Genomic DNA, 22,919 nt, shown 5'->3' with positions numbered 1-22,919 from the left:
TTCCTCCTTGTTATAAAACTACAATTATTTCACTACATTATTAATTTTATCAAATAGATTACAAAAGAATGAATAGGTAATTTGTCTATTATTTGCCGATATTGTCGTGTTTCCACTAAAAATGTAAATGATTGTGTATATTTGTGAACTAAAAGTTGTGGAATGAATGTTAGGAATCTAGTAAAAGGGGAATAAAGTAAAGTAGGAATATTAATAGAGAATGATACATATGATGAGATTAGAAGATTACAGGGGAGGATTCTAATGGAATTCACGAAACGGTTTCTGCCTGCATTAAAGCTAAAACGACCTAAATTCAATATTGCCTTTGAAAGAGAAAACTTCTCGCTTTTCTTTGAAACATATTGGATACAAATGATCATCGTATCCTGCCTATCCAGTGTTGCACTGGGACTGCCTGCACTTGTTATCAAATTTGCCTACACAGAAGGCATCTTTACCTTCTATTTGCTTGCTCTATTACTCTCCATTCCATGGTTTTTAGTTCCGATACTTTTTGTTCTGTATTATGTAAAAGACATGGCTCAAGCCAAAAAGGCTGCCATTATTACTGGTGGAGTATTGCTTTTAACATTCATTATTTGGGTCGTTGCAATTTTTCAATTTTAAATTGGATTTAAGTACACTTAAAAACACCTCTGTTTGAAGAGGTGTTTTATCTATTTCTCATTTATTTTAAAACCATTTGAAGTTTCTCTTTCATTTCGTTTACCAGCTCGATCATAGAGATGTTTTCACGCTCTATCCCTTGTTTGTAGCCATATTTAAGCACTTCTATGATTTCTTCAGTACTATTGTTAACTTTTAAAGCATCTTTCATTAACCTTTTTCACCACCTAATAAATAACAAAACACTTTATAATTTTACTATACTTTGAAATATTTTCAATAAAAACTTGAAGACTCCCAAACACTCCATAATAGAAAAAACCACCCTAACAGGATGGTTTTTAAAAAAAGAAATATTTTATTTACCTATAAACATTTGGGTCCAATGTTTTAATTCTTTTTCATACCCTACCCCAATGTGTGTCATATTAGGATCTAGAATATTTGCTTTGTGCCCTGCTGAGTTCATCCAAGCTGAAACTACTTGTTCAGGACTTTGGTGGCCTCTTGCAATATTCTCTGAAGCACTCGTGTACTCAATATTAAAGAAATCCATCATCTCAAAAGGAGTGCCATAAACAGGACTTGTATGATTAAAGTAGTCGTTAGCCTTCATATCTAACGATTTCTCTCTTGCTACTAGACTTAATTGAACATGGGTGGAAAGTAAATTAACACCATGTTTTTCCCGTTCCACATTTACTAACTCAATTACCTTTCTCTCATATTCGCTTAGATCAGAAGTATGGTAGATACCTTTGCTAGCTTTGAAGAGTAGGTTTAAAGCCTGATCATTAACTGCACTTCTACCGCCCAGCACTTGGAAATTATGAAGATTCTTACTACTTACAAGTTCAGATACAACAGTTCTTTCTTTATCGTCGACAAGTAGTATAGATGTTCCTTTTTTGGCAGCCAGAACAGAACCTGTTAGAGCATCAGCAAAAGAACGACCTGTTGCTGTGTAAATATTTTCAGTAGGAAGATTGAGCTCTTTAATAATCTCTACAGAAGTCGCATATCTGTCTTTTCCTGATATCCGGTCAGCCCCAGGTAAAGCCTTCAGAACAGCATCCGTCACTGCAGAGGTACCACCAGCAACAATTGTACTTTTAATCTCTTTATCTCTTAATAATTTTGCTGTAGGCTCATTAATAGTATCTGCCTTCTCTTTAATTAACAGAATAGGATAGCCATTTTTAGCAGCATAGGGGGCAATGGCAAGTGCATCTGGGAAATTGGAACCATTGGCAATAACTGCTTTTTCTGGCGAACCACCTAGGTGCTCAGCAATTTTAGCAGCTGTTTCATACCTCGTTGCTCCATTAATACGCTCTACTTTAACACCTTGAATTGCCTCAATGGACTTCTGAACATTCTCACTGACAGCACCTGTACCACCTAACAAAATGACTTTTTTAGCCCCTAGCTTTTTAATCATCTGCATTGTCTGATCTGGAAGGCTATCTTTTTTTGTTAAAAGAATGGGAGCATCAAGTTTGAAGGCAAGCGGTGCACCAGCTAAGGCATCCGGGAAGTTTTGCCCACTAGCAACAACTATCGTTTCCGCTTTATCCCAACCTTCTAAAGCAATTTCGTTTGCTGTGGAATATCTCTCAGCACCGGAAATTCTTTTCCCGAAAGAAGTCAAATAAGAAGACGCGACAAAACCAGTCTTCTTTAAACCAGCTAGTTCACTGGAAACAGGATACCACACAAAATGATTATAGTTTCTTCTATCGCTTATTGATGTGTCATAACCAAAAGTATCTTCAATCATGACTACCTCTTGATCTAGTTTCCCCAGACTTGTCCCATCCTTTCTTGGCACATTTCTAAGATTGACTTCTTCTGTAGCAACAACTAAATCCTTAGGATGGAACTTATGCTTGGTATTATGTAAAACTCCCTCTTGTGAGTAGTCCAGCTTTTCAAAAGATAAAGCCCCATTGTCCCCATAGTTCAAATGGGATAGCTCTATTTCTTCTAATGCTGTATTTAAATTCAAATTGGAACTCTCATTAATACGCTTGAAAACACGGTCTTGATAGGAATTATAATTCCTTTCTCCATCTGCTCGATAAAGCGGACTATTTACTTGCTTAATGCCATTGTAGGCCATTACGGCAAAATACCAATTCTCAATAACATCCCGACTACCATCATTTAACATCGTAATGGTAACACCACTATAACCGAATTTTTCGTTTAGGATACTAACACCAGCTTGAATGTTATATTCAATATCGTACTTCAATCGTTCTTCATCATATCTTGCATCAGTCACCTGCATAATTCCGATACCATTATCAGGTGAAACATTTGGTTGCCCATCCTTACACTGCAGCCATCCGTCTGATTCTACAAAAGCAATTGCTTTTACGACCTCTGGCGGGATGTTTTGTGCTAGAGCTTCGGTTGTTAGTAATATATCAACCTCAATAAATGAAGGCTGTGTGCAGATTTTGCTCTCCTCTGCTTTGATAGATTGAGGTAGTACTAACATAATTGTTAAGAGTGAAATTAACAATTTTGCTTTTTTCATAAAAATTGTCCCCCTTTTAGTTACTAATATCATTCTATCAAGTATCAACCTATATCACACTATATTTTTCCAAAAAAGGAGGAGAGAATGCAAAAAAGCAAACACCTATTAGTGGAGTTTGCTTTAGCTATTAAGTATTAAGTAAGTATTAAATTTACTTATTTAATATATATAGAAAATCTTCAACTGAGTTTTTAAAATCTTCCTTTAACCAATGCCATGTTCTACTTGTTTTAAATATATTCAGGCATATTATTAGGTCTTCTTTAAGACCGGGAGAAAGTTGCATCCTACAATTGTCGGACGATATATTCTTAGTGAAGTATCTAATAGATTCATTTTGAAAGAAACTTAAATCGCTGTATGTTACTTCATGTGCTACCTTTAAGGATTCTTTAAGTGCGTATACATCTCTGACTTTTAATTCAAGCTGTATCATTAAATACTACACCCCTCTATCTATATTTACTCTTATTATATAGATACCCCATTAAGAATATTATCAAAACAAGTCGGGGAAATAAGGATATTTTCTCTAATGAAACAACAAATTTCTACAAATATCTACCATTGAAGTGTAATGATAGTTATTTAGCAATAAAGTAGTTAATAAAATAGTTCGCCCAAATTTCCTGCCCTTTGGCGTTAGGAAAGGATCCTTTAATAACCTCTTTAATATCCTCAGAAGATGTGTCCGGCCAATCCGGCCAATGGTTAAGATACTCTATTTCATTTTTTAATGCATACTCTTCTAATGCTTCTACTTGTTCCAAGTAAGCAACTGGCTCAAATATAGGATTCGGAGGTTGTAACATTACATGTGTCTCAGGATTCACCTGTAGTACAGAGTCGATAATCGTTTTTAGATTCTGTAATGTATGCTCTATTTTAACAAATCCATCATCATTTAAAAGCAATGGCTCAATGATTAATACGTCTGCTTGTTTAGCAGCAATCTGCTCATGACCCTTTATTTCAATTAAATGATTGGTAGTGATATTTTCAAAATTCAAAACATCTATCTCAAAAACATCATTTCCGTAGTTATCTTCCAATGCATTTTTGACAAGTAACGGCCATGGCAAGTTGTTAGCATCACCATTCATAATTGCCCCAGATCCAACAATAAGAACTTTTATTGGAACTTCTGACTCCATCATTGATTTCACTTTAGCTTGTAAATCACCACTCATATTTTCAGTTAATGCTATTAGACTACCATCTGTAGAGTCACTAGTTTGATCTTGTTGCACAGCTTTACCAGCCTGAGCAATTTTATTATCATACTGCATCTTTCCTAAAAAAATCAAAGACATTGCCAGTATACTAAAAAGTATAATTAAAATCTTTTTCATATAGTTACACTCCCAAAAAGAATCTATATCCATTATATACATAAACTTTTTAAACTAATAGATTTACAAGTTAATTTTTACAAATTATGATAAAATTAGAGCTATATAAGACTTTGTTTAAATTAATTAGGAGGAGAAAATGTTGAAACTTCGAGTTCCTTTAATATACTCACTTACCTTTTCCATTACCTTATTAGGTTCGGGCACCATTTCATTTGCCGAATTGGAGAACAAGGACACTATTAAAGAAGTGGAACAGTACTTTCCATATAATACTAGTCCAATAATCAACCCTATACCAGAACCTGAACCAGAGCCAATACCCGAACCTGAGCCAGAACCAGTACCCGAACCTGAACCAGAACCTAAACCAGAGCCTAAGCCAGAACCTAAGCCAGAGCCTAAACCAGAACCTAAGCCAGAACCTAAGCCAGAGCCTAAACCAGAACCTAAACCAGAGCCTAAGCCAGAGCCTAAACCAGAACCTAAACCAGAACCAGTCCCCCAGCCTGTTCCACCTTCAGATCCTGAACCTGAAGAAAATTTAGAAGATGACGAGACAGAAGAGATTGAGGATGAGGTTGCAGCAGTACCTGTATCGAAGGAGGCTTTACTTGCAATCTTTGAAGAAAATCAAACGGCCTACTCAACGCTAGATACATACATTTTCACAAATATTATTACGATCCTTATAGAAAACAAGTATACTTCCGAATCATCAAGTTCCTATTCAAAACAACCTATAAATGATTTGGGAAGTAAGTTATCTTTGAAGCAGATTGAGGAGTTGGAAGAGTTTTTTTTATTGGAAGATGTTGGTGCATTGAATATCCAATTTATTATTGATAGATTAGCAGAGGTACAAAGAGTAAAGAATGAAATAATATAATTTTGCATTAAGCAAAATAAGATTAAATAAAAATAGAAAGCCGAGTTAACTTCGTTGACCCGGCTTTCTACTAGTTTATTATAATTTTTCAGAGTTATTTACACCCCTTTAATATTTAGGAGCACTATAGTATTCTTCTTAGCGTCTAAAATAAGATTGAAGTCAATTATCTCGAAATAAAATAAATTTTTATCTTTTGATTGAAAGGTTGCATATTTGATTAAATTATTTAATGCTTCATCTGTCATATTAACATTGAAAATTTTTACAGAATCTACAAAGTTATTTTGATTAAATTCATAAGAAAAGTTTTCGAATTCATAGTACAGCTCTGTTCTTCCTTGATTATTTATTTCCTCGTTAGCACCTGTAAGCAGTCTATTTACTTCTTGATATTCACTACCTATGAAAGATAAGTAATATTCATACGCCTCTTTAAATTGGGTTGGGAATAATACATGAAAATCATTAACAGATAACTCTCTGTTATTCTGGATTTCCTCAATTAAAGTAACATTATCACTTTCAATATAACCAGATAATTCACCATACTTTATTTTGTAAATATCTCCGAACTTCTCTTCAATAAATATTAAGGTCGCAAAATTCAAATTATCTAGTTTATACTCTAAATTTTCATCATAGTATATTGTCGCTTGTTCTAAAGATATCTTAGCTTGCTTATTTATTGTTTCAAACGAAGGTGAACTTCCTACACTATTCAGGATACTAGTGTTATTAGAATCATCGATTTCCTCTTCTTTAAACATATTTAGATTTTTAAATTGGGTTAATAACAACGCAGAGGGAGATTCAATAAACAATAAAAACCCACTTATTAGTATTGATAGGAGAAGAATACATGTTTGTAAAAACAGTTTCCACTTCTTCAAATTCGGTCCAACTTGAGGTTCATACCCATCACTGTATGATCTCTCATTAATTTGATTGCCTAGATTATCATTTTTATAGTTTCTTTTTTCTTCGTCGTTTAAGCTATTAAACCATTTTATAAACTCTGAATATTTCCCCAGAACTGTATTTGTATCTCCAAATTCCTTTATTTTTCCAAAATGTAACCACATTACTCTGTCTGAGATTGTTCTTATTTGACTTATTGAATGACTAATGAAGAATATAGTCTTTCCTTGAGACTTGAACTCATTAATTTTATTAATACACTTCTGGTAAAATGTTTCATCCCCAACTGATAAAGCTTCATCTATTATCAGAACGTCAGGTTCGGTAAAAACAGAGATTGCAAATCCTAGTCTAGATTTCATCCCACTAGAATAATTTTTAACTGGTTGGTTAATAAAATGCCCTATATCCGCAAATTCAATTATCCGAGGAGTTAATTTCTCAATACTTTCCTTGTTTAACCCATGCATAAGACATTTTAATTCAATATTTTCTAAACCAGAAAGTTGATTATTTAAACCTACAGAGATAGCTATTAATGAAGTATCCCCATTAATATCAATTGAACCAGAAGATTGGGGCACAACTCCTGCTAACAGATTAGAAAGCGTCGATTTTCCTGAACCATTTACGCCTACGACACCTATCGTCTCTCCTTCAAACACTTCAAAAGAAACTTGGTTTAGTGCATAAAAATTCTTTTCTTTAGATTTCTTCATTTTTATAAGTTCTATAAGTTTGTCTGATTGTTTACTGTATAAACTAAAGCTTTTTGATACTCTATTAAAACTGACTTTTCTTTTCAACATAAATATATAGTCTCCATTTTAAAGATAATCGACAAACTTTCTTCTTAATTTCATGTGTAAAAAAGCACCTAAAAACAATATGAATATTGTTATAGACCAAAAATAGATGGTATATGTTAAATCATAAAAAAACCATTGATTCCCTATAAATGTATTTCTAAAACCTAAAATTAGATATGTGAAAGGATTTAGTTTAAAAAGAGCTTGCAACAAATGAGACATATCTGCTAAGTCCCATAATATTGGAGATAAGAAAAATAGCATTCTCATAACTGATTGTAAAGCCACTTGAAAATCTCTTATCACTGTCGAGATTGTAGAAAACAACAAGGTAACTGAAAATAAAAATGCATACATAGAAAATAGGTAATAGGGTAATTGAATTAGAAAAATGCCTGGATTAAGCTTATTCATTAATAAAATCAGTATTAAAACAAATAACATGATAAAAAAACTAAATGAGTTTTTAAAAATAGTTATTGTTGGCAACACACTAACAGGAAATTTCATTTTAGATACCATATTTACTTTGGCATAGACACTATTAGAACCTTGAACAATTGTTGGAGCAATAAAAAACCAAGGTATTAATCCTATAACAAGCCATATAAAGAATGGAACATCACCTATCGGATCTCCCCCCCTAATACCGATACCAAAAACAAGCCAATATACAAAGACTTGGGAAATAGGATTTAAAAACTGCCACAGTAAACCCAAGTAATGCATTTGATAATTGCTTTTAATATCGTAGCTTGCAAGCCTAAGTATTAGGTGTCTATTAGAAAATTGTTCTTTAATAACTTGTAAAGCAAAATTCATACCAAAATTGCATCTTTCTTGTTAATGTATGATGATAAATTACCAAAGTTAACATAATTAAACTCATTAGGCGAGTTAATAACAATATTTTTAGTATCAAATATCTGTTTAGTATTCATAGAATTCAATTTTTCAAAGTCCAGTTCTTTAAACTCAGAATGGTCAGTCAAGATAAGAATTAAATCAGAATTATCAACTGATTTTTCCAAGTTATTTATTACAAATGAATTAGTTACATGTGGATCATATGCACGGACTATATATTTATTTTGCTCAATTAGACTTTCATAAATTTCCATAGCAGGACTTTCACGAATATCATCTACATTACCTTTATAGGTTAATCCAAATACAGTAATGACTTTACCTTTACACTTTTGCATAATGTTATCTACGTTTTCTAAAACATAATTAGGCATAGAAGTATTAATTTCTCTAGCCATATTTATTAATCTAGCAGTTTCAGGCGCTTTTGCAACAATGAAATAAGGATCAACAGCTAAACAATGGCCTCCTACTCCAGGTCCTGGTGTATGCAAATTAACTCTTGGGTGTTTATTGGCCATATTTATTACTTCTAAAGCATTGATATCTAACTCGTTACATACTTTAGTCATTTCGTTGGCTAATGCAATATTTACATCTCTAAAGGTATTTTCCATTAATTTAGACATTTCTGCAGTTTTCGCATCTGTTTTAATGATTTCACCTTTAACGAAAGTACTGTAAATTTCCGCTCCTGCTGCAGTGCATTGAGGAGTAATTCCTCCTACAATCCTGTTATTATATATTAACTCATGGAGTATTTGTCCCGGAAGAACCCTTTCTGGGCAGTGAACTAAATATATATCCTTACCAACAACAAAACCAACTTCCTCAACTAGAGGTTTAACAAAATCATCCATACTTCTCGGTGCAATTGTTGATTCTACAATTATAACATTACCTTTTTCTACATATGGTAATATAGAATTTACTGCACTTAAAACATAACTTAAATCACATGATTTATAATCATCATCATTATTAGGTGTTGGTACTGCTATAATATATGCATTTGCTTTATCAGGTTTCGTAGATGCTTTAAATCTACCTAAACCTGTTACTTCCGTTAATGCATCTTGTAGACCCGGTTCTTCTAAATGAATTTTACCATTATTTAAACTCTCTACTACTTCTTCTCTGATATCAACTCCAACAACATTAACACCATGCTTAGCAAACATTATTGAAGTAGGTAATCCAATGTATCCTAAACCAACTGTACAAATATTCATTTTATACACTCCATTTTCAGTCATTTAAATATTAAATTACTAATTACTTTTATTCATTTCGTGTTCTTTTGCTTTTCCTTTTTATATTTCCAGTATTTAATAGTTAGTTTTCCAAATTTCGAGTTTGATAATGCCTTGTATCGTTTTTCTAAATTCAAATTCTTCTTCATTAAATGGTTTAGATCGATTTTCAAATTTGCATTTTCAGAGCTTAATTTAGCAATTTTCAGGTTAAGTTCTTTTGTTTGTAAGTTAGAATTGTTATCTCTATCTGTAATCATATATGATGCTCTATTTTTTATCGGTTGGCTTTTGTGAGAAACAAAGTACCTATTTACAAATTTAAGGTTTTCTTCTAAATTTTTTTCAAAGTTAGTATTATTTTTATAAAAATATATTAAACGCAAACAACCTAAAGTTTCTATATTATTTATTATTCCAACCTTTGATAACTTTAGAAGTTCTTTTATATCAATAGTTTCATTTTCAATTTTTTCGATTACATAAATATTCTTGCTATACAATTTAGACTTAGAAGTGAGATCCTGGAAATTTTTATTTATAATACGATTTATTAAAGTGCTTTTTGAATTAGCGAAAATTTTAAGTCCATCTTTTCGTTCTTGTTCTATAAGAAGCCTAGTTTTTTCTTTCCATAATAAAGGTTGAAGTCCTTTTATTGCCTGCGAAAATACGAATTGTTTACTTACTTCATACATTCTGTCTGCTGCAAAATTATAAACTTCTTTATCTAGTAATGCTAATTTTATTTTTTCACGAAAGTCTTTTTCAGTCACTGCATATAAAGGGTAATCCTCCCCAAATATTTCTTTATGCATATCAGTAGGATTCATAATAACTGCTTTTTTCAGAATACCGTATTCTAATAACTTGGTCGACAATTCCAAGCTTATATCCATTTCCGTACTTCTCCAGGTAATTCCGATATCACTATCGATAATTAATTCTTGAGCCTTTTCTCTAGGTACTGCGCCGTACCAAGATACACCCTCAGTTTCTTTCATTAAATAAATTGATTCCTCTTGAAAGAATGGATTATTTGGATCTTTATTAAATTTATCTCCAGCTATATCTAAAGTAAGTGAGTTAATCTCTCTTTTCAATTCTTTAAAAGCAGTTATTATTTCTATTGTCTTCCACTTCGGGTCAAACTTACCAGTATATACTAATTTATTTTTATTACTAGTTTTTATTTCATTGATAACATTTTCTTCTACAATATCTGGAATCATAGGTGTTAGCACTTCAACTTTATTGCTTTTATCATCTAAAGAAAGTAAATTTATAACAAATTGTTTCATTTCATTGGTTTGGCATAAAAAATATGCGCTCTGATTATAAATGCTTTTAATAACTTCTAACTCTTTATTTGAAAGACTTTGATTCATATGTGTTAAACCAGTAGCATATACAAGTGTTTTGTTAATGATCTCTTTGTGATTTAATAGTTTTATTACTGTTTCCATACTTCTAACAATTAACCAGTCGTAATCATTTTTTTTCCAATAGTGACTAATGAGCATTTCAACGATCTCATAATTTAAGAATCCTTTATCTTTCCAAGGATTATCACAATTAATAAATTCCTCATCCTGAAAAGGATTAATTACATTTACATTTTCAATTTGCTCTAGAGGTTTAACAAGAAAATCCCTAATAATAGGCCTTGCTAATAATAGATCAACTTGAATATTTTTATCTTTAGCAAGTGTATTTGATAAAGAAGTTAGGAATACGGCTGAACCATCCATTGCATTCATATCAATGAAACCAAATAGGAGGACCTTAACTTTATTGTCAGTGTTATTTGCTTTTAGTGGTAGCATTACTTTCACATCCTGATTTTCTAGTTCACTTTTTAATAGTATTTTTCAACTTAGCTTTAAGTTGAATATATTTAAGTGCTAATTTACCTACGAAGGTAATTTTCACCCTATGTTCAAATAACTTTAGTTTTCTATTTTCATTTAGTAGAGTATCATGTTTTTTTTGAAGTTCGCTATACTTCTCTTCCCATCCATGAGTTTGATATTTTTCTACCATTTCTAAAGACATGTGCATCATTTCCTTCATTTGAACCTCTAATTCTTCGTACATACATTTCCAATATTCACCGTCTCTCATCGTTCTTCCTCCTTTACTTAAGCTTTAATTAATTCCAACTCACTATTAATCACAACATCTTTTGAACATTTTTCACGTATAGAAATAGCAGCAGTCTTTGACACCCTTGTAAATACATCGGGGTTAAAGTACAACCGTTCTATAGCGTCTGCAATATCAACAGGCGATTCTGGTTTAGTAAGTAAACCAGAATAATCATGCTCTACAAATTCAGGAATAGCAGTAATATTTGTAGAAATAGGAACTAAGCCGCTTGACATAGCTTCACACATAGAAACACCTTGTGAGTCTAGCCTAGTAGGACATAAGAAAATACCATTTTTTTTGTGCACATCAGCAATTTGATTTTGAGACAAGAACCCTTTATGTATTTTGACATTCGGAAATTGTTTTATCTTATTAGTAATTTCATCAAAAAGTGGCCCTTCACCATAGAATTCAAAGTTTAATCTTTTGAAAAAAGGTCTTTTCGATAATTCCAAAACTGCTTCTGCAGACAAATCATTAGCATATTTCCGGGAAGCGTAGGGTCTTATTGAAAGAATATTCATTCTTTGTTCTACCGGTTTTTCAACATAATTGAACAATTCTTCATCGATAACATTGGGTATAATTGCAGCTCTTTTAGAAACTGCTCTTGCGTCACATTCCGCAATATGCTCTTTAAACCACTTTGAAATATGAACAAATGTTGTATTCAGTTCATCTGTTTGATAGAACCAATTCATAAAGCTTAATTGTTCTATATAGTAGTTATCAGCCATATCAAGGATTCTTCTTAAACTTGTTGGATTATCTAAAAAATTGAACCATCTTCGGTGCCACGCTTCAGTTTCGTAGCCATGTATCCAAGTAATTACTGGCATTTCTTTGCGAACTTCTAATATCGCATTAACCATCTTCGGTGTAGCAAAATGTATCAGCGCTTTACAATGAGCCTTGAATTCTAAAAAACTTCTTAAATGCTCTTCAGTCCCTCTAAAAACTTGTACACCCTCGAACAAGTACATTTCACTTTTAGTATAAGCAGGATGTAACACAAAAATATCAACTTTGAGATTCCTTTCCATATACGCCTTTACTCTTCTATGGATAAAACCATTTTTATAAAGTTGCCTCGGATGTGGATAAGCAGTAGTTATCACTAAATACCTATCTTTCCCATCAAATTCAAGTTCATTAATATTTATAAATTTTTGCATTTTAACTCAACCCTTTTACTTTTTTTCAACTACCGAGAGAAGCATAAACTTCCAAGAAATTTATTTTTTCGTTTTCCCAATTATATTTACTGCTTGCGTATCTAGTATTATCAGCGAATTTTTGTCTGAGCTTATCGTTTGACAGTAGTACATTTACTCCTTCTGCAATAGATTCATAATTATGCGAATCTACACATATCCCTACTTGGTTTTCTTCTACTACTTTTTTTATTTCAGGAAAACCACATGCAACTACTGGTACTCCTGCCATCAAATATTCAAATAGCTTATTTGATGAGGCTGAGTAATGGTTAAAACAAACATTATTTAGAACTTGAAAACCTAAGTATGCATTTTTTGTATAGGCTGGTAATTCTCCCAAAGGTACCTTCGGAAGAAACTTTACTCTATTATCCAATTGTTTTTCTTTAACAATATATTCCAAATGTTTCTTTATTTTTCCATCACCAATAAATACTAATATACCTTCCCTAAAAAGAGGAACAGCATCTATTAGCTTTTCTAATCCCCTACCTACTTGAATTCCTCCTTGATATAATAAAATTTTTTCATTTGGAGAAAGATTTAAGATTTTATGGAGATTTTTGCTCTCAGTTATGTTATGAACTTGTTTAAAAGGGTAATTATATACGACTGATGGGTAAAATCCATATAACTCCTGATTATATTTAGCCCTTGTATGATTCTCTACAATCATTCTATCTATTTTTTTAATGTAGAATTTTTCCAAAATAGCATATAAACTACTATCATATCCCGTTCTACTAGTTTGTACTTCGTGAGAATCATATACTAATTGTCTACTTCTAAGCCTAATTTTTGAGCATATATATGCTTGCGTTAAAGTATTAAGATCATTGGCATGATATATTTTATAATTTTTTTTCAATCCTTTAAGAACCATCCTCAAAATTATACTCCCTCTAATTACTACTGTTTTAAGTCTAGTTTTTAATAGAAGTAGAAATAAAATTGTTAAAACAACACTCATTAAAGGAAAAAAATACGTAAAAAATAACCATACTAACACGGAGAACATTGTAGCTAGTTTATTTATAAAGCAAACTCGATAAACTTTTTGTAACATTAACAAAGAACTTGGATATCGTTTCACTCTAAATACCTTGAAATTGGAATTTATTTCTTCATATAAAGGCAAGTTTTTATCATTAGGATCCTCAATGCATATTAAATCTACACTGTACTGGTTTTCAGATAATGCCGTGCATTCTCTCATAACCCTTGCATCATTAGTAAAATGATTCCAAACAAACATGCATACTTTTTTTCTCATAGTGATTCAACCTTGTCTTGTTTTATGTTTTTATTATTAAAGTTATGTGTATAATTTAATTCTTCTTCTAAGACTTTTATAAGGGTCTTTATATTTTTCTCCCACATAAAATTTGCTTTCACAGCTTCTATACCATTTAAAGACATTCTTGTACGTAATTCACTATTATTATATAGTATTTCAATTTTCTTTATCATTTTGTCCACGTTTTTCTCGCTGATGACAAAACCTGATTTTGTATCCTCTATTATTTTTTTTGAATACCCTGATACTGAAGCTACTATTGGTAATCCTATAGTCATATAGTCAATAATCTTCCCTGGTAATACTGTTTCAAATACTTGTTTGTCATTTAATGTTACAATTCCCACCTGATATTTCGCTATAATATTTAAACATTCATTTCGAGTACTTGGACTGACAAAGAATACATTACTCAACTTATTTTCAATAACAAATTGATTAAGCTCATAAGCTTTCATTCCATAGCCAATAATATGCAAATCAATATTTCTATTGTTTAATTCTTTAGCTAGCTTCATTATCATATTAGTGTCTTGGGCCAATCCTATGTTACCTGCATAGATAACATTAAATCCTTTTTTAGCTTCACTTGTAATTAACTCTTCTTTTATTGCACCGTTAGGGATATACTCAACTAAACTAGAATCAATGCCTGCAATATTTATAATATGATTAACGAACCCTTTACTATTGACTATTATCCTATTTGCGTTCTTATAAAGTATTTTTTCTATCCTACTAAATAGATTTATGACAGTATTATTATCGAGTACTCCCACACCCTTAAGCGATTCGGGCCATAGGTCCCTAATATCTAACAATAATTTGCTTTTGAACCGATACTTAGCTATTACACCTACAATTCCAATAAATATAGCAGGTGAAGTTACATAGACTACATCATATTTTTTTTTACTTCTAAAAATATAAATTAACATTTTAAGTGATATCTCTAAATAGTAAAATAGCCTATTTAGAATAGTTCTAGAATACTTCCTCGTTTTTACAGACGTTCGCTTTATTCTACTTTTTTCGTCCTCATTAATACTATCGTCATCCCAGAATTTTTCATCTTTATAAATTTTTTTATTAGGATATGCAGGTTCTGTAGTGATAACTTCAACATCAAATCCATTTTCTTTTAGAAGTTTATATATATTTTTCATCCTATTAGCGGCACTACCAATTTCAGGGTAAAAATTTTGTGAAATCATTAAAACTCTTTTATTCATAATATAGCCCCTTGTTAACCTTTGAGGAATTATAAGTATTAGAAAACACTATTAGTTAATTAGTATTGGTACTCGTAATCTTCTCTAGAGCCTTCTTCCTTTTTTTACTGCTAACAAAATTAAGTTCTCTAGTTGCTCCAATTGCTCTAAGGAGGAATCTTGCTTTATCTTAATGCTTGCTTTAGAAATTGACTTTGGATAGTGATCTAGTGTTTTCATTATTACTCCACCTAAAACTAAAAATAATTTCGACTTCCTTTTTAATAGTAATCTATATAAATTTTGATGTAAACGGCTCTATTAACCTTCCGTAATTCCAAATTTTACATAGCATACTTTTTAACAAAATAAATCCTCACCACATCAGTAATGAGGATTTATAATGGATTTATTTAAAGGTTTAGATAAACTCTGAAGGTTTCGTTTTAGTTCTATTAAAATGATATAGTATCGCCTGTACAATTCTTTTAGAAGCTTTCCCATCTCCGTAAGGGTTTGAAGCTTTCGACATCCTATCGAATACAGCTTTATCTGTTAATAATTCCTTAGCAAGAGAATATATACTCTCTTCAGCTGTTCCTGCCAACTTTAGAGTACCGGCTTCAATCCCTTCTGGTCGTTCTGTTGTATCACGTAAAACTAATACTGGAGTTCCCAAAGAAGGAGCCTCTTCCTGAACCCCACCAGAATCGGTCAAGATAATATGAGCACGAGAGGCGAAGTTATGAAAATCTAGGACACCTAATGGTTCTATTAAATGAATTCTGGAATCGTTCCCCAATACTTCGTCTGCTAATTCACGAACTACCGGATTAAGATGAACAGGATATACAACTTGTACATCATTATGTTCTTCTACTAATCGCTTAATAGCCCTGAACATGTTGCGCATGGGTTCACCAAGGTTTTCTCTTCTATGGGCAGTTAATAGAATCATACGGTCCTCACCAATTCTGTCCAATACTTCGTGGTGATAATTTTCTGTAACTGTTGTTTTAAGAGCATCAATAGCAGTATTTCCTGTAATATATACATCATCTGATTTTTTGTTTTCATTGAGTAAACTTGCAGATGCTTGACTAGTTGGTGCAAAGTGTAAATCAGCAAGCACACCAGTTAACTGTCTATTCATTTCTTCAGGGAAAGGAGAGTATTTATTCCATGTTCTCAATCCTGCTTCAACATGCCCTACTGCAATTTGATTGTAGAATGCTGCCAGCCCAGCAACGAAAGTTGTCGTCGTATCTCCGTGTACTAGTACAATATCAGGTTTTACCTCTTTTAAAACTTCGTCTAAACCATGAAGTACATTTGACGTTACATCAATCAACGTCTGTCTTGCCTTCATGATATTCAAATCATAGTCTGGAGTAACATTGAAAATCTCTAAAACTTGATCTAACATTTCTCTATGCTGACCAGTAACGGTTACAATTGATTCAATATGTTCAGAGTTCTTTTGTAACTCCAAAACTAAAGGCGCCATTTTTATAGCTTCTGGTCTAGTCCCGAAGACAGTCATTACTTTAATTTTTTTCATTGTGTGTACCTCCAGAGTTGTTCTTTTAGAAAATTCTATAATAATTGTTTTAGTATACCAATAGATTAATCCCCTATATATCCTATAGGATTGGAATTGTAATGTAAATGTAATAAAGGAAAAATTTTAAAAAAGATTCTCTAGGCCCAAACTAAAAAAGAAAATAGACAGAATATGTAAATTAAATCTATTGAATGTACTAATATTGTTATTTTTCAAAAAATAACACCCCTACACTTCACATTGTTCTTACTAATCTTCAAATTATCATATAGTTGTCTGATTAATTACCTTGTCACGACCGATTTTGTTATTAATTAGTTATTCCTTGTGGATCATCTTCTTTCCAAGATTAGAATTCTCTGCTAAATGAAGATGCTTGGCCATGAAGCTTCTGATTCGGTTGAATTTCACTAAATCTACAAAAAATTACAATTTCAAAAAGTAATTAACTTTTCCTATATTGTATAAATGACCGAATACCCATATAATCAAAACAGAATATGAAAAAGGAAGAGTGCTGAATGTTCAAGAAAAAATGGTTCATTATCTTAGTTAGTTTTTTAGGTATTGCTACGATAGGAGTTGGAGTTTTTGCTTTTAGTGTATATAAATCACTCGAAAGTGCTGCAACTTCCATGCATACACCACTAGACAGACCTAATTCTGAAAAAAGATCTACCGAAGTAGACTTCAGCCAAAAGGACCCATTAGCTTTCCTTATACTAGGTGTAGACGAAAGACCTGGGGATAAAGGGCGTTCAGATTCGATGATTGTCCTGACGGTGAATCCAAATGATAAGTCTATGCAGATGGTTAGCATTCCGCGTGATACAAGAACGGAAATTGTCGGTAAAGGGTTCGACGATAAAATTAATCATGCTTATGCGTTCGGTGGACCGGAGATGTCCATAGCTACAGTGGAGAACTTCTTAGACATACCTATTGATTATTTTGTGCAGGTTAATATGGAAAGTTTTAAGGATATCGTAGATGCTGTTGGCGGAGTTACAGTAAACAATAAACTGGAATTCAGTCAAAGCGGACATCACTTCCCTTTAGGGGAAATTGAGCTGAATGGGGAGGAAGCGTTAAGCTTTTCCCGCATGCGTAAGCTTGACAGCGACTTTGGCCGACAACAAAGACAGCGTGATATTATTCAGGGTGTAATCAATAAAGGAGCATCCATTTCTTCTGTTACTAAGTTTGATGATATCTTAGATGTATTGGGTAACAATGTACGTACTAATCTAACTTTTGATGAAATGATTGACATCCAAGCCAATTACAAAGAGGCCCGCCATAATCTTTCCCAGCATCAAATAACAGGCTCTGGGACTAGAATTGAAAACATCTATTATCTTATTGTGGCAGAGGAAGATCGCATTAATTTATCTAATCAATTGAAAGAACATCTCGAACTTGATTCGGAAGTTGCGAGCAACAACTAATAAAGAAGAGGGCTACCGCTAATGGGTAGCCCTCTCTTCATTTTATAATTATCCTAGTAGACCGAATAACTTCTTCTTTTTGATTCTTTCAGGGATTTCCTTCATCATCATAGAACCTTCCACTAGTAACTCTGCATTTTCCATTAGAAGGTATTTCGCTTCTGTACCACATTCTCTTTCAATAACTTTATAAGCTTCAGCCATTTGAAAGCTTCTAGTCTTAAGGTTATGGGCGTCTGATGCGACAAGATGGGTAAGGTTGGCATCAATCAGGTCTAAGGAAAACTTTTTGATTTTCTTTCCAAACTTCCCAGCTACACTAGATGCCGTTACTTGCGTACATGCACCTTTTTTGACTAGTTGGTAAAGTTTTTCCGGGTTTTCAATCAATTCTGCATTCCGCTCAGGATGTACAATAACAGGAGTCAAACCTTTCAGCTGAATATCATAGATGATCTTCTCCGTATATAGGGGAACTTGGCTAGAAGGGAGTTCGATGAATACATATCTATCTGTATTGTTTATAGTAAGTAGTTCATTTCTCTCGTACTGTTCCAATAGTTCTCCTGAAATACGGCACTCTTGCCCAGGCAGGATGGTTATGTCTATGCCTTCCTTTTCCAAGCGGTCATTAAGTTCCTTGACCTTCTCTAATATTTCATCTTTGGAATTCATGTATTGCCCATTATTATGATGGGGTGTTGCAACTATTTTAGTGATCCCCTCTTTTGCAGCAACCCTGGCCATCTCCAAGCTCTCCGTCATATGTCTTGCTCCATCATCCGCACCCGGAAGTATATGGCAATGAACATCAATCATTATTTCCCCTCCAAATATAGTACTTTGGCACTACCTATCGTTCTTTATATCGATTAGTCCTATATTATCATAGAAGAGAATCATTGAGAACGGGCGTATTTTGTCGAATAAGGTAAAACCAACACTTCTTTCAAAAAAATTAACTAATTATAGAAATAGATAGTTATTCTGATATATTAATAAATTGCTAATTAATTCTATTTAACCCTGATTTTTTACAGAAAAAGTTTTTCTAAAAATAACTACTTTATATCTATAAACTTTTTTAAGTTTTTGTCGATAAAGAGAAAATAAAAAAACACCTCGAAAGGTGTCCTCATCTTGAGTCAACAGGTTTAGCATAAAGTATATACCTCTCAGGAGCCGCTCCTGTCAGTGTAAAAGGATAGCATGTAGTTAAGAGAAGATCCTCTTTTTCCTTTTGCAAGGTAATTACTGATCTATCATCTTCATCCACTATTTTAGAATCATAGATTTCGTACATATAATCCCCGTAAGGCATGCTGACATAGAACCTGTCCCCAACTTCCAGTTCTCCTAATCTTAGAAAAACCGTATCTCTATGGCCAGAAAAAACAATCTGTCCTTCTTCACCAGGGAAAGATGCACCTTTAAAATGCCCCACTCCCTTCTCTAACTCTGCAGGATCGGTTCCTTCGACAATAGGCAATTTAGCATCAAGCCTCGGAATTTCCAATAAACCGACTACTTCTCCTATTTCAGGTGCAAAGTCATCTGGCTTAGGAGGGCGCTCTTTCTTATTTGGTTCCTGCTTATCGGATACTCCAGCTTTTCCTGTTTGTTCGGTAATGGAAACGGCATCTCTTAAGGCAGCCTCCGTTTTTTTATCCATGCTCCATTTTTCAAATAGGCCATAGCCTATAACAGAAACACCGGCAATCATGAACAGGAAGGCTACAATCATTCCCTTTTTCAATTTATGTTGTCACCTCTTATATTAAATATTTAGACGTATCTAGCATTTATTCTACCTCATACAAGAAATTCATCAACCACATAACCTTCGACAAATTACAAAATTCGATCGAACACACTTGACATGTTTTTCATGAACATAGGTAAAAACGCTGCAACGAAATGGAGTCCTATCAAAGTAAAGTGATAGAACTTGTATTTTGCCATACGAAACACAAGCGGGATGATCACAAGAAAAATTCCAGTTACACTCAGCAAGGAATAAATCATTGAACCTTGAGCTTCTCCGAATGTGATAAGCAAATAGAAGAACCCGACTATACTAATATTGTAGATTAATAATAGAAGTGAGAGTGTAAAGCAAATAAAATTAATAAAACGCTTTATCTTTGGCCACCAATCAATCTTTGACATAAAAAATTCCCCCTATAAAACCCCAATCTTTATCTGTATCTTTATTTCGATAAATAAGTACAATTTCCCTGTTTTTTTCTTAATTTTGGAGAAAAAATAGTCGAAACCCGCTTATTGAATAATAAAGGTCGAGTAACCTTGGGAACTTAATGCCCTTGCTAACCGGTCCGCGTTATCTTTTTCAGAAAAAGCTCCTACTTGTACTTTGTATAGATTTTCTTCTTTGAATACATATACGGTAAAGCCTTTTCGGGTTAATTTCTTTGCCAGATGATCTGCATTTTGCTTGCTGCGGAATGCCCCGACCTGTACTTTGTATAAAACAGAGGACAAGGTAGATGTTGTTTTTAGCATTAAGTTGAAATATTCCACCACTCCTTTTGTAATGGCATGTGCACACAATCTGCGATAGCTATCGGATTTCAATAGACGTGCTTCCTCTAAACTAGTCATAAATCCACATTCACATAATATTGATGCCATATTTGTTTCGCGAAGAACATGGAAATCCGCTGATTTTATCCCCCTATCTTTTCTTCCAGTTGCGTGTATTAGTCTGCTGTGTATCGTATTGGCTAGACGATTAGAATTAGGGGAATAAGCAACTGGGCAATATGTTTCAATCCCTTGTGCTGTATTCCATCCTCCATTTCCAAAAGCATTGGCATGAATAGACACAAAAGCCCTGGCCCCCCAGGCATTGGCATTTGCTGTACGTTCTTTTAAAGGAACATCTCTTTCATCCGAATGGGTGAATCGGACCTCCACATCATGATAGCCAGTCAATTCTTGTTTTGCATATTCGGCAACTTCCCTATTAAATTCATATTCTCGCATCCCATCAGGTGTTCTTTTACCTGGTGTCCCGTAACCATGACCAGCATCTAACACAACGATCATACATTCCACCTCTTCCTCCCTATTTATTATCTATGTTCTACTATTAGAGAAGGAACGAATCATCCCTTCGTAACCTTTTATATATTTTTCCGTCTAACTATACAAAGAGGGGTATAGTTCATATATAGTGAAGAAAAGAAAGGGAATGACTTATTCCGCTAGCCCAAATTACAAGAACGGAGGATGAACCATGAATAAAATAATGACATTACTACTAATGTTCTTAATATTGACTGCTTGTGGAACGTCTGGAGACTCGTCCCAGAGGAGTTCTGACATAACAGAAGAGAATACACCAGTAAGTGAAGAGAATGAAGTAGATAATTCTCCTGCAGATGATTCAAAAGAATCAAGTGATCCTATCAAATCAAAAGAAGAGGCAAGAAAGAAGCTAGAAACAAACGAGTTAAACAAAGAAGAACTTGAAGTCCAAGTTGACCGACAAGACGAGAATTTTCTATTTAAAGTTACTAACAACAAGGAGGAGGATGCTGAAATCTACTTCTCTTCCGGCCAGGAATACGATTATGTCGTATACGACGATTCCGGCAGTGCAGTTAAAAAGCTGTCTGAAGGCATGATGTACACCCAAGCTATAAAAGAAATGATTTTAGCACCAGGAGATGCATTAGAATACCCTATTTCCTACAGGGACTTAGCTGCAGACCTTCCACCAGGAGAATACACCATCCAATTCATCTTTACGGATGCAAACCATCACGCCACAGCAAAAGAAACCTTCACTGTCGAATAAGATGTACATTTGTCACGAGGTTGTAACTCCCCTCCAAAAAACCTATAATAGAATAAGAAGTTTTTCCCGGCAAAGGTCTACGCGATGAAGTAGACCTTTTCGTTTTTTGCTATAGATACGCTCCCGAACCGCCCGCGAACGTTTGAAACGCAGGGTTGCAGGGAGTTATTGAAACACACTTCTTCACAACCAATTCCCCCTGCTACCTGCAGTGCAAGGTGTGAGACTCCTGCGGGGGATAACGGTAGCTTGAGACCCCACAGGCGAAGCCGAGGAGGCTCAAGCACCGTCCCGCGGAAAGCGAACACCTGGAACGAAAGGTAACAGGGTGTTATAGAAGTTACACTTTTTCACAACCAGTCCGCCCTGCTACCTGCAGTGCAAGGTGTGAGACTCCTGCGGGGGATAACGGTAGCTTGAGACCCAGCAGGCAAAGCCGAGGAGGCTCAAGCACCGTCCCGCGGAAAGCGAACACCTGGAACGGAAGGTTGCAGGGAGTTATTGAAACACACTTTCTCACACCAGCTCCCCCTGCTGCCTGCAGTGCAAGGTGTGAGACTCCTGTGGGGGATAACGGTAGCTTGAGACCCCACAGGCGAAGCCGAGGAGGCTCAAGCACCGTCCCGCGGAAAGCGAACACCTGGAACGAAAGGTAACAGGGAGTTATAGAAGTTACACTTTTTCACAACCAGTCCGCCCTGCTACCTGCAGTGCAAGGTGTGAGACTCCTGCGGGGGATAACGGTAGCTTGAGACCCCGCAGGCAAAGCCGAGGAGGCTCAAGCACCGTCCCGCGGAAAGCGAACACCTGGAACGGAAGGTTGCAGGGAGTTATTGAAACACACTTTCTCACACCAGCTCCCCCTGCTGCCTGCAGTGCAAGGTGTGAGACTCCTGTGGGGGATAACGGTAGCTTGAGACCCCACAGGCGAAGCCGAGG

At 34.1% G+C, this 22,919-nt stretch carries 21 protein-coding genes; 4 read left to right on the top strand and 17 right to left on the bottom strand.

Features of this window, described 5'->3' with window-relative positions; all coding sequences use genetic code 11:
* Positions 1 to 264 precede the first annotated feature (264 nt).
* Complete coding sequence (locus FZC76_RS06385) at positions 265 to 630, top strand: hypothetical protein (protein WP_148987412.1); 366 nt, start codon at positions 265 to 267, stop codon at positions 628 to 630.
* A gap of 61 nt (positions 631 to 691) precedes the next feature.
* On the opposite strand, the gene FZC76_RS22910 is transcribed toward FZC76_RS06385, so the two are convergent.
* The 3 genes from FZC76_RS22910 to FZC76_RS06375 form a co-directional block, all read right to left on the bottom strand.
* Positions 692 to 841: a hypothetical protein gene (locus FZC76_RS22910; protein ID WP_187441970.1), complete on the bottom strand. Its 150-nt coding sequence runs from the start codon at positions 839 to 841 to the stop codon at positions 692 to 694.
* A gap of 147 nt (positions 842 to 988) precedes the next feature.
* Entirely contained in the window at positions 989 to 3,175 is a 2,187-nt protein-coding gene (locus FZC76_RS06380; protein ID WP_187441969.1) for a cell wall-binding repeat-containing protein, read from the bottom strand.
* A 587-nt stretch (positions 3,176 to 3,762) separates the two neighbouring features.
* On the bottom strand, positions 3,763 to 4,530 hold the full coding sequence (locus tag FZC76_RS06375) for an SGNH/GDSL hydrolase family protein (protein ID WP_148987410.1): 768 nt from the start codon (positions 4,528 to 4,530) through the stop codon (positions 3,763 to 3,765).
* A 139-nt stretch (positions 4,531 to 4,669) separates the two neighbouring features.
* On the opposite strand from FZC76_RS06375, the gene FZC76_RS22905 reads away from it, so the two are divergent.
* On the top strand, positions 4,670 to 5,419 hold the full coding sequence (locus FZC76_RS22905) for a hypothetical protein (RefSeq protein WP_187441968.1): 750 nt from the start codon (positions 4,670 to 4,672) through the stop codon (positions 5,417 to 5,419).
* 98 nt (positions 5,420 to 5,517) lie between these two features.
* Here the strand turns inward: FZC76_RS22905 and FZC76_RS06365 are convergent, their stop codons facing one another.
* From FZC76_RS06365 to wecB, 10 genes are all read right to left on the bottom strand, one after another.
* Positions 5,518 to 7,149, bottom strand: a complete 1,632-nt coding sequence (locus FZC76_RS06365) for an ABC transporter ATP-binding protein (protein WP_148987409.1) — start codon at positions 7,147 to 7,149, stop codon at positions 5,518 to 5,520.
* An 18-nt stretch (positions 7,150 to 7,167) separates the two neighbouring features.
* Complete coding sequence (locus FZC76_RS06360; protein WP_148987408.1) at positions 7,168 to 7,971, bottom strand: ABC transporter permease; 804 nt, start codon at positions 7,969 to 7,971, stop codon at positions 7,168 to 7,170.
* Complete coding sequence (locus FZC76_RS06355) at positions 7,968 to 9,248, bottom strand: nucleotide sugar dehydrogenase (protein WP_148987407.1); 1,281 nt, start codon at positions 9,246 to 9,248, stop codon at positions 7,968 to 7,970. Before FZC76_RS06355 ends, FZC76_RS06360 begins: the two co-directional genes overlap by 4 nt.
* A 53-nt stretch (positions 9,249 to 9,301) precedes the next feature.
* Entirely contained in the window at positions 9,302 to 11,095 is a 1,794-nt protein-coding gene (locus tag FZC76_RS06350; RefSeq protein ID WP_148987406.1) for a glycosyltransferase family protein, read from the bottom strand.
* Between the two features lie 25 nt (positions 11,096 to 11,120).
* The gene (locus FZC76_RS06345) at positions 11,121 to 11,393 is read right to left on the bottom strand and encodes a hypothetical protein (RefSeq protein WP_148987405.1); all 273 of its coding nucleotides are present in this window, start codon (positions 11,391 to 11,393) and stop codon (positions 11,121 to 11,123) included.
* Positions 11,394 to 11,410: 17 nt separating this feature from the next.
* Entirely contained in the window at positions 11,411 to 12,595 is a 1,185-nt protein-coding gene (locus FZC76_RS06340) for a glycosyltransferase family 4 protein (RefSeq protein WP_148987404.1), read from the bottom strand.
* A gap of 25 nt (positions 12,596 to 12,620) precedes the next feature.
* Positions 12,621 to 13,910, bottom strand: a complete 1,290-nt coding sequence (locus FZC76_RS06335) for a glycosyltransferase (protein ID WP_148987403.1) — start codon at positions 13,908 to 13,910, stop codon at positions 12,621 to 12,623.
* Complete coding sequence (locus FZC76_RS06330) at positions 13,907 to 15,166, bottom strand: glycosyltransferase family 4 protein (RefSeq protein ID WP_148987402.1); 1,260 nt, start codon at positions 15,164 to 15,166, stop codon at positions 13,907 to 13,909. Before FZC76_RS06330 ends, FZC76_RS06335 begins: the two co-directional genes overlap by 4 nt.
* Positions 15,167 to 15,250: 84 nt before the next feature.
* Positions 15,251 to 15,385, bottom strand: coding sequence for a hypothetical protein (locus tag FZC76_RS23415; protein ID WP_262372453.1), 135 nt, complete (start codon positions 15,383 to 15,385; stop codon positions 15,251 to 15,253).
* Between the two features lie 181 nt (positions 15,386 to 15,566).
* Positions 15,567 to 16,706 carry a non-hydrolyzing UDP-N-acetylglucosamine 2-epimerase gene (wecB, locus tag FZC76_RS06325; protein WP_148987401.1) on the bottom strand — a complete coding sequence of 380 codons (1,140 nt, stop codon included), beginning with the start codon at positions 16,704 to 16,706 and terminating at the stop codon, positions 15,567 to 15,569.
* Positions 16,707 to 17,230: 524 nt separating this feature from the next.
* On the opposite strand from wecB, the gene tagU reads away from it, so the two are divergent.
* Positions 17,231 to 18,157, top strand: a complete 927-nt coding sequence (gene tagU / locus FZC76_RS06320) for a polyisoprenyl-teichoic acid--peptidoglycan teichoic acid transferase TagU (protein WP_148987400.1) — start codon at positions 17,231 to 17,233, stop codon at positions 18,155 to 18,157.
* A gap of 48 nt (positions 18,158 to 18,205) precedes the next feature.
* Here the strand turns inward: tagU and FZC76_RS06315 are convergent, their stop codons facing one another.
* The 4 genes from FZC76_RS06315 to FZC76_RS06300 form a co-directional block, all read right to left on the bottom strand.
* Entirely contained in the window at positions 18,206 to 18,976 is a 771-nt protein-coding gene (locus FZC76_RS06315) for a tyrosine-protein phosphatase (RefSeq protein WP_148987399.1), read from the bottom strand.
* Positions 18,977 to 19,292: 316 nt separating this feature from the next.
* Complete coding sequence (locus FZC76_RS06310; protein ID WP_187441967.1) at positions 19,293 to 19,913, bottom strand: class D sortase; 621 nt, start codon at positions 19,911 to 19,913, stop codon at positions 19,293 to 19,295.
* Between the two features lie 95 nt (positions 19,914 to 20,008).
* Complete coding sequence (locus tag FZC76_RS06305) at positions 20,009 to 20,326, bottom strand: hypothetical protein (RefSeq protein WP_148987398.1); 318 nt, start codon at positions 20,324 to 20,326, stop codon at positions 20,009 to 20,011.
* Positions 20,327 to 20,437: 111 nt separating this feature from the next.
* A complete protein-coding gene (locus tag FZC76_RS06300) occupies positions 20,438 to 21,226 on the bottom strand; it encodes an N-acetylmuramoyl-L-alanine amidase (RefSeq protein ID WP_148987397.1) in 789 nt (262 codons plus the stop codon).
* 190 nt (positions 21,227 to 21,416) lie between these two features.
* Between FZC76_RS06300 and FZC76_RS06295 the strand changes: the two genes are divergently transcribed.
* On the top strand, positions 21,417 to 21,980 hold the full coding sequence (locus FZC76_RS06295; protein ID WP_148987396.1) for a BsuPI-related putative proteinase inhibitor: 564 nt from the start codon (positions 21,417 to 21,419) through the stop codon (positions 21,978 to 21,980).
* Positions 21,981 to 22,919: the final 939 nt, after the last annotated feature.

The sequence above is a fragment of the Sutcliffiella horikoshii genome, from assembly GCF_008180725.1.
GTDB classification, from domain to species: Bacteria; Bacillota; Bacilli; order Bacillales; family Bacillaceae_I; genus Sutcliffiella_A; species Sutcliffiella_A horikoshii_B.
Note: the sequence above shows the minus strand (reverse complement) of the source record. Positions and strands in the feature narration are given on the sequence as shown.